Genomic DNA, 7,716 nt, shown 5'->3' with positions numbered 1-7,716 from the left:
GAATCGGTTCCCTGGAGTTGAAGGGATTAAGACACAAGCTTTTGCGGTATCCACAGCAAACGACTAGGTCTGAATCGGTTCCCTGGAGTTGAAGGGATTAAGACTTCAAGTCGTTCATCTCTTCCCTCAAAACCTTCAGTCTGAATCGGTTCCCTGGAGTTGAAGGGATTAAGACTTTGCCGTCTCGGTGGTTTCTGCCGTGTCGGTGGGTCTGAATCGGTTCCCTGGAGTTGAAGGGATTAAGACTCGAACAGGGCGGCTTCCGTGCCGGTCGCGGCCGTCTGAATCGGTTCCCTGGAGTTGAAGGGATTAAGACGCCATGATTTCTTCGATCGTGCTCATGCCTTGGTCTGAATCGGTTCCCTGAAATTGAAGGGATTTGAGTTTCAACGCGATGGCGCATCGCGGAGTTTGCGCAACAGGAATTGATCGCGCTTGGCGAGCCGTGGGGCTCGCTGTTTCCGAGCGGAGGTCGGCAAGCTTGCCGATGGCTCGGCGTGGCGCTGGCCAGGGCCAAGATGCACTCCATCACCACCCACCCAGCGTCAACGCCATGAGCGCCCACCGCCAGCTCTACCTCGCCGCCTACGACATCCGCGATGACCGCCGCCGCGTCGGCGCGCTCAAGATGCTGCGCGGCTATGCCACCGGTGGGCAGAAGTCGGTCCACGAGGTCTGGCTGACCGAGGCGGAGAAGCGCACCGTGCTCGGTGACATGGTCTATCTGCTCAACGACGAGACCGACCGCTTCTTTCTGCTGCGGCTGGACCCGCGCAGCCGCACGCTGCTCATCGGCCGCGCTGTGGCGCCCGCCGATCCGGACTATTTCTACATCGGTTGAACTGACCGAGAACCGTGCCTGTCGGGCCGGATTACTCAGGCCGAGGACACCATCCGGATCTCAAGGCGGCACCCGACCGCCTCGGCATATTTCCGCAATGTCGCGAGCGACGGCGCGTGCTTGCGGGAACCGAGACTGCTTTCGACCCGAGCCAGCGCAGATTGCTTGACGCCCATGCGCTGTGCCACTTGCTCCTGGGTTAGTCCAGCGGCCAGACGCGCCTGTAGCAGGGCATCCAGCGCCGCGAACTCTTCCTGTGCTGCGTCGTGTGCTGCCTTGAAGACCGGGTCACGGGCTGCGCGTTCAGCGGCATAGCCAGCAGGGTCAAAGTGCACTGGGGCATAGCCCTGCGGCGTTTGCGGCGGTGTTACGGTTTTCTGGTGTCGGGTCATGGCTGAAATATAACGTGCATGTTATTGACTGTCATCCTTTCCCGTGTCTCGCTTGGCAAGCTTGCGGAATCGGGAGCGCTGGCCTGGTCAGGGGAAGAATGGACCACATCGACACTCCGCCCCAGCGGCTGCACCCATGTCCACCCTCCTGCTTGACCGCGCCCACCTCGAAGTCCGCACCGATGGCGACGCACTCGCGCTGTACGAGAACGGCGAGCGGCGCGGCTGCGTGCCGATCAAGCTGCTGGACCGCTGCGTGATCCACGGGGCACAGACGCGGCTGGACAGCGGCGTGCTGATGAAGCTGGCCGAGGCGGGGGTGGGGACGGTGATCCTGAGTCCCCGTGTCGGGCGGCGGGTGGCGATCGTGCTGGGCGCGGCGCACAACGACGCCGCCGTGCGGCTGGCGCAGGCGCTGCGGGTGATGGACAGCGCGTGGTGCCGCGATTGGGCGCACTCGGTCGTCACCGCCAAGCTGCGCCGCCAGCAGCGCACGCTGGGCACCTGGCTCGCCGCCCGCCCCGATGCCCGCAAGCCGCTGACCGATGCACGGCGCAGCGTGGCCGGGGCGCTGGCGTCGCTGGCCGATCCGACGGTGCCGGCGCCCGACACGGCGGCGTTGCGCGGCATCGAGGGCGCAGCGGCACGGGCGCACTTTGCGGGGCTGGCCGCCGTGCTGCCACCGTCGCTGAATTTCACCGGGCGCAACCGCCGCCCGCCGCGCGATCCGGCCAATGCCTGCCTGTCGCTGGCCTACACGCTGTTGCACGCCGAGGCGGTCAGCGCGGCGCACGCGGCCGGGCTGGACCCGCTGCTGGGCTTCTACCACCGGCCCGCCTTCGGACGCGAGTCACTGGCCAGCGACCTGATCGAGCCGCTGCGGGCCGAGGTGGACCTGTGGGTGTGGATGCAATTCCGCGACCGCGATCTGCGCGAGGACCAGTTCACCTTCGACAAGGGCGCCTGTCTGCTCGGCAAGGCGGGGCGGCAAGGCTTCTATGCCGCGTGGGCGTCGGCGGTGAAGCCGCTGCGGCGCTGGTTGCGGCTGCGCTGTGCGGGGCTGGCGCGTGCGCTGCGCGAGCAGGGGATGGGCCTGATCGACACCGATCCACCTGAGGAGGAAGCCACATGACGATCCACTCCCCGCGTCCGATACCGGCCACGGCGGCTCGGCTGGCGCAGCGGGCGGCGGATGCGCGCTCGCTCTACCTGATGTCGCCGCACCCGCTGCGCGTGACCTCGACCGGCGAGGCCCTGGTCGTGCGTGACCACGAAGGGCAGGTCGTGCGCTTTCCGGTGGCGCGGGTGCTGCGCGTGGTCTGCACCGACACGGCCGAGTGGAGCGGCGCGGCGCTGGTGCTGTGCCAGCAGCGCGGCATCACCATCACCTGGCTGGACGGGCACGGCGAAGCACTGGGCCACTTGTGGCCGACGCGCAGCCGGCCAGTCGATCTGGCGGAGGCGCTGGGGGCGCTGGCGTCGGAGTCGGCGGACTGGTCGGCGTCGTACGACAACTGGCTGCGCCACCAGCGGCTGCATGTGCTGCAGCACTGGGCCGGCGAGCGGGCGCGGGCCGGGCAGCCGGTGCATGCACCGGAGTGGGAGCAGGCCAAGCGGCAGTACGTGTACCTGGGACAGACGGCCGATGTGCTGCCGCCCGTGCTGCACGGAATGGCCGCGGCACTGGTGGCGGCGCGGCTGGCGGAATGTGGGGTGTTGCCGCACTACTGGTGTGCGGTGGGCGAGCCGGTCGCGCTGGCGCAGGATCTGACGAGGCTGGTCTGGGCCGAGATGAATCTGGGCGCTGGCGCGCTGGCGGCGGCGGTGGAGCAGCCACGCGAGGCTGTGGCGATTTTCGAACGCTGGAGCGTGACCCGCGCGGGCGCGATCCACGCGCATCTGGCCAACCTGCGGGCGCACGCGCTGCGCGAGCTGGCGGTCTGACCCACCCATCCAAGGAGCTTGCCCCATGAGCCTGCATGACCCTGCGCGCTGGATCGTCACCTATGACATCACCGACCCGCGGCGCGGTGCACGGGTGCATCGCTTCATGAAGGCGCAGGGTGTGCCGCTGCAATACAGCGTGTTCATCGTGGAGGCGTCTGCCGCTCGGATGCACGCGCTGATGCTGGAGCTGGAGGCGCTGATCGCGCCAGCGATGGACGACGTGCGGGCGTACCGCTGGACGGTACAGGCCGAGTCGCACGCGCTGGGCAAGCCGCTGTTGCCGGACGGCGTGCTGATCGGGGCGGAAGCGGCCAAGCCGACGCGGCGGGTGGTGCGGCGCATGGTGGCGCCGTCGGACGCCTGATTGGTTGCCGTCGTTGGGTGAGCCCGCCACTACACTGGCCCTCATGAGCACCGCCGCCCCCGCACTGCCCCGCCGCAAGCTGCCCATCGGCATCCAGAACCTGCGCGAGATCCGCGAGGACGGCCACTACTACGTGGACAAGTCGGGCATGGCGATCGACCTGATCGAGTCCGGCAAATCGTATTTCCTCAGCCGCCCGCGCCGCTTCGGCAAGAGCCTGCTGGTGGACACGTTCAAGGAGCTGTTCGAGGGCAACCGCGCCCTGTTCACGGGCCTGGCCGCCGACACCCGCTGGGACTGGTCGCGGCGCTACCCGGTGATCCGGATCAGCTTCGGCGGCGGCGTGGCCAGCAACGCGCAGGAACTCGACTACCGCATCCAGCACAACCTGCGCAGCAACCGCGCCGCACTCGGCCTGCCGCTGCCCGCCGATGTGCCCATGGGCGATGTGGCCGGCAACCTGGCCAGCCTGATCGAGCAGGCGCACCTTCACTGCGGGCTGCCCGTGGTGGTGCTGGTGGACGAGTACGACAAGCCGATCCTGGACAACCTGACCGATCCCGAAGCGGCCCGCGCCATGCGCGAGCGGCTGAAGAACCTGTACATGGTGCTCAAGGAATCCGACGCGCACCTGAAGTTCGTGTTCCTGACCGGGGTGTCCAAGTTCAGCAAGGTCAGCCTGTTCTCGGGCCTGAACAACCTCACCGACATCACCCTGGACCCGCAGTACAGCGCACTGTGCGGTTACACCGACCACGACATCGACACCGTCTTCGCACCAGAACTGCCGGGGCTGGACCGCCAGGAAATCCGCCATTGGTACAACGGCTACAACTGGGGCGGCACCAGCGTCTACAACCCCTTCGATGCGCTGCTGCTGTTCCGCCGCCGGGAGTTCAAGTCGTACTGGTTCGAGACCGGCACGCCCACCTTCCTGGTGAGGCTGCTGGCCGAGCAGCAGTGGTTCACACCGGACCTGGTGCGGCTGCAGGCGGATGAGTCGCTGCTGACGAGCTTCGAGGTGGAGCACATCGATCCAGCCGCCTTGCTGTTCCAGAGCGGCTACCTGACGCTGCGGGAGACCCGGCAGCTCCAGAACCAGGACATCCTCTACACGCTGGGCTACCCGAACCGGGAGGTCGAGGTGAGCTTGAACCGCGTGCTGCTGCCCAGCTACGGTGTGCCCGAGCGGGTCGTGCTGCAGACGCGGTTGTCGCTGCTCGACGCGCTGGTCGAGGCGGACCCGCTGGCCATCGAAACGTCACTCCGGGCGCTGTTCGCCAGCATCCCGAGCGACTGGTATCGGCGCAACCCGCTGGCCGGTTTCGAGGGGCATTGCGCCAGCGTGTTCTACAGCCACCTCGCCGGCCTGGGGCTGGATCTGCGGGTAGAAGACGCGACGAACCACGGCCGCATCGACCTGACGGTGACGCTGCCCGGCAAGGTGTTCCTGTTCGAGTTCAAGGTGGTGAGCGACGCCCCGGAAGGCCATGCGCTCCAGCAGATCCGCGACAAGGGCTATGCCGAGAAATACCTGGGCCAGGGCTCGGACGTGCATCTGATCGGGGTCGAGTTCAGCCGGACGGCGCGCAATGTCGTCGGCTTCGAGGTCGAGACGCGCACCGGCTGATCGCCCGCCCCGCACGCAAAAAAGCCCGCCGATCGCTCGGCAGGCTTTTCTGTTGTTGACGCTGGCGTCAGGCGTTCAGCTTCGCCTCGATCGCCGCCTTCGTCGCGGTCAGCTCCGCCGGCAGGTGGTACGCCAGTTGCGCGAACAGCTCGCCGTGCAGCGCCATTTCCTGCTTCCACGCAGCGCGGTCAATGCCGATGACGCTGTCGAACTGCGCCTGGCTGAAGTCCAGGCCCGCCCAGTTCAGGTCGCCGTAGTTCGGGCTGACACCAAAGAGGTTTTCCGAACCACCGGCCTGGCCCTCGATGCGGCCGAGCATCCACTGCAGCACGCGGGCGTTGTCGCCATAACCCGGCCAGACGAACTTGCCGTCCGCGCCCTTGCGGAACCAGTTGACGCAGTAGATCGCCGGCAGCTTGCCGCCCGCGGCCTCCAGCTTGGCGCCCACGTCCAGCCAGTGCTGGAAGTAGTCGCTCATGTTGTAGCCCATGAACGGCAGCATCGCGAACGGGTCGCGGCGCACGATGCCCATCTGTCCCGCTGCGGCAGCCGTCGTCTCCGACCCCATCGTCGCGGCCATGTAGACACCTTCGATCCAGTTGCGGGCTTCGGTCGCCAGCGGCACGGTGGTCGAGCGGCGGCCGCCGAAGATGAAGGCATCGATCGCCACACCGGCCGGGTTGTCCCACTCGGGGTCGAGCGCCGGGTTGTTGGCTGCGGCGACGGTGAAGCGGGCGTTCGGGTGCGCGGCGGGGCGCAGCTTGCCATCGGCGCCGCGGGCGGTTTCCGGCGTCCAGTCCTGGCCCTGCCAGTCGATCAGGTGGCTCGGCAGTGCGTCGGTCATGCCTTCCCACCACACGTCACCGTCGTCGGTCAGCGCGACGTTGGTGAAGATCACGTCCTTGTCCAGCGACGCCATGCAGTTCGGGTTGGTCTTGTAGTTGGTGCCCGGGGCGACGCCGAAATAACCCGCTTCCGGGTTGATGGCGCGCAGCTTGCCGTCCACCGGCTTGATCCAGGCGATGTCGTCGCCGATGGTGGTGACCTTCCAGTCGCCCAGCTCGGCGGGCGGGATCAGCATCGCGAAGTTGGTCTTGCCGCAGGCGCTCGGGAAGGCGGCGGCGACGTGGCTCTTCTTGCCCTCCGGCGAGGTCACGCCCAGGATCAGCATGTGCTCGGCCAGCCAGCCCTGGTCGCGGCCCATGGTCGAGGCGATGCGCAGCGCGAAGCACTTCTTGCCCAGCAGCGCGTTGCCGCCGTAGCCCGAGCCATACGACCAGATCTCGCGCGTCTCGGGGTAGTGGACGATGTACTTGGTCTTGTTGCACGGCCAGCGCACGTCGGCCTGACCCGCTTCCAGCGGCGCGCCGACCGTGTGGACGCAGGGCACGAAGTCGCCGTCCACGCCCAGCACGTCGTACACCGCCTTGCCCATGCGGGTCATGATCCGCATGTTGACGGCCACATACGGGCTGTCCGAGAGTTCGATGCCGATGTGGGCGATCGGCGAGCCCAGCGGGCCCATCGAGAAGGGCACGACGTACAGCGTGCGGCCCTTCATGCTGCCCTTGAACAGCGGGGACGCGCCGGTCTGCAGCAGGGTGCGCATCTCGGCCGGGGCCATCCAGTTGTTGGTCGGGCCTGCGTCTTCCTTGGCGGCCGAGCAGATGTAGGTGCGGTCTTCGACGCGGGCGACGTCGCTCGGGTCGGAGCAGGCCAGGAAGCTGTTCGGGCGCTTGGCCGGATTGAGCTTCTGGAAGGTGCCGCCATCGACGAGCTGCTGGCACAGGCGGTCGTATTCTTCGACGCTGCCGTCGCACCAGTAGATGGCGGCGGGCTGCGTCAGCGCGGCGATCTCGGCCACCCAGGCAATCAGCTTGGCGTTCTTGACGAAGGTGGGGGCGTTGACGTGTACACCGGCCATCAGGGGTTGGTTCATCGAGCGGCTCCTAGGTTGAAAAAAGGCATCTCGAAAACCGTGCGCCGCACGGCTTTCGGGATGCCCCCGCGGTCAGTGTAGGCGGGGCTTTCGCCCGATTACCTGACGGTTACATGCGTTTTTTGCATGACCTGACGCTGCATCAAACCTAGCCTGTCCTGAATCCTGCAGATCCTTGACATCCTCCCCGCCCTAAAGGGCGGAGATGTCGAAAACCGTTGAACTTGGAATTTCAACCATTGAGGTTGGAACTGGATTCGAGTTTTGAGGAGATGGCGTGTGTATTGACGATGTGCTTGGCGTCGCTTGTGCTGTTGCCACATGTGCTGATGGTTCTGGTACTACCGCCGTCGTCACCGACAGCAGCGTCATTGACTCGACCTCCCATGGCACGTGCTTCACCCATGAGTGCGTTGGGTCGGCCGACATTCAGCGACCCAAAGGCGCCGTGTCCGCTGGACCGTGAGCGGCCAGCGGTCCCCCGTCAGGCGTCCCTGATCAGTCCGGGATAGGCAGAGACTGCCAGCGATGAGGCAGCAAGTCGTCGATGCGGCTGTTGAGGTGGGTGGGCAGCCGTTCAAGGACATCGCGCAGGTAGGCCCA

Annotated in this window: 8 protein-coding genes; 5 read left to right on the top strand and 3 right to left on the bottom strand. The window is 66.7% G+C overall.

Features of this window, described 5'->3' with window-relative positions:
• The first annotated feature begins 553 nt into the window (after nt 1–553).
• Entirely contained in the window at nt 554–841 is a 288-nt protein-coding gene (locus RMP06_RS07900; protein WP_310461225.1) for a CRISPR-associated endonuclease Cas2, read from the top strand.
• 35 nt (nt 842–876) lie between these two features.
• On the opposite strand, the gene RMP06_RS07895 is transcribed toward RMP06_RS07900, so the two are convergent.
• Nucleotides 877–1,233 (bottom strand): helix-turn-helix domain-containing protein, encoded by a 357-nt coding sequence (locus RMP06_RS07895; RefSeq protein ID WP_310461224.1) that lies wholly within the window; start codon nt 1,231–1,233, stop codon nt 877–879.
• A 136-nt stretch (nt 1,234–1,369) separates the two neighbouring features.
• Between RMP06_RS07895 and cas1 the strand changes: the two genes are divergently transcribed.
• From cas1 to RMP06_RS07875, 4 genes are read left to right on the top strand one after another with little or no spacing between them, the layout of a single operon-like run.
• Entirely contained in the window at nt 1,370–2,365 is a 996-nt protein-coding gene (cas1, locus tag RMP06_RS07890) for a CRISPR-associated endonuclease Cas1 (protein WP_310461223.1), read from the top strand.
• Nucleotides 2,362–3,177 carry a CRISPR-associated endonuclease Cas1 gene (locus RMP06_RS07885; RefSeq protein ID WP_310461222.1) on the top strand — a complete coding sequence of 272 codons (816 nt, stop codon included), beginning with the start codon at nt 2,362–2,364 and terminating at the stop codon, nt 3,175–3,177. The genes cas1 and RMP06_RS07885 overlap by 4 nt, the downstream gene beginning before the upstream one ends.
• A gap of 25 nt (nt 3,178–3,202) precedes the next feature.
• Nucleotides 3,203–3,544, top strand: a complete 342-nt coding sequence (cas2, locus tag RMP06_RS07880) for a CRISPR-associated endonuclease Cas2 (RefSeq protein WP_310461221.1) — start codon at nt 3,203–3,205, stop codon at nt 3,542–3,544.
• A gap of 43 nt (nt 3,545–3,587) precedes the next feature.
• The gene (locus tag RMP06_RS07875; protein ID WP_310461220.1) at nt 3,588–5,174 is read left to right on the top strand and encodes an ATP-binding protein; all 1,587 of its coding nucleotides are present in this window, start codon (nt 3,588–3,590) and stop codon (nt 5,172–5,174) included.
• Between the two features lie 67 nt (nt 5,175–5,241).
• Here RMP06_RS07875 and RMP06_RS07870 read toward each other — a convergent pair whose 3' ends face one another.
• A complete protein-coding gene (locus tag RMP06_RS07870; RefSeq protein WP_310461219.1) occupies nt 5,242–7,113 on the bottom strand; it encodes a phosphoenolpyruvate carboxykinase (GTP) in 1,872 nt (623 codons plus the stop codon).
• Between the two features lie 498 nt (nt 7,114–7,611).
• Nucleotides 7,612–7,716 (bottom strand): transposase domain-containing protein (locus RMP06_RS07865; RefSeq protein ID WP_310461195.1); only part of this gene is annotated, 105 nt, incomplete at its 5' end.

The sequence above is a fragment of the Sphaerotilus sp. genome (genome assembly GCF_031429695.1).
Taxonomy (GTDB): Bacteria; Pseudomonadota; Gammaproteobacteria; order Burkholderiales; family Burkholderiaceae_C; genus Sphaerotilus.
This window is presented reverse-complemented; position numbering and strand designations above follow the sequence as displayed.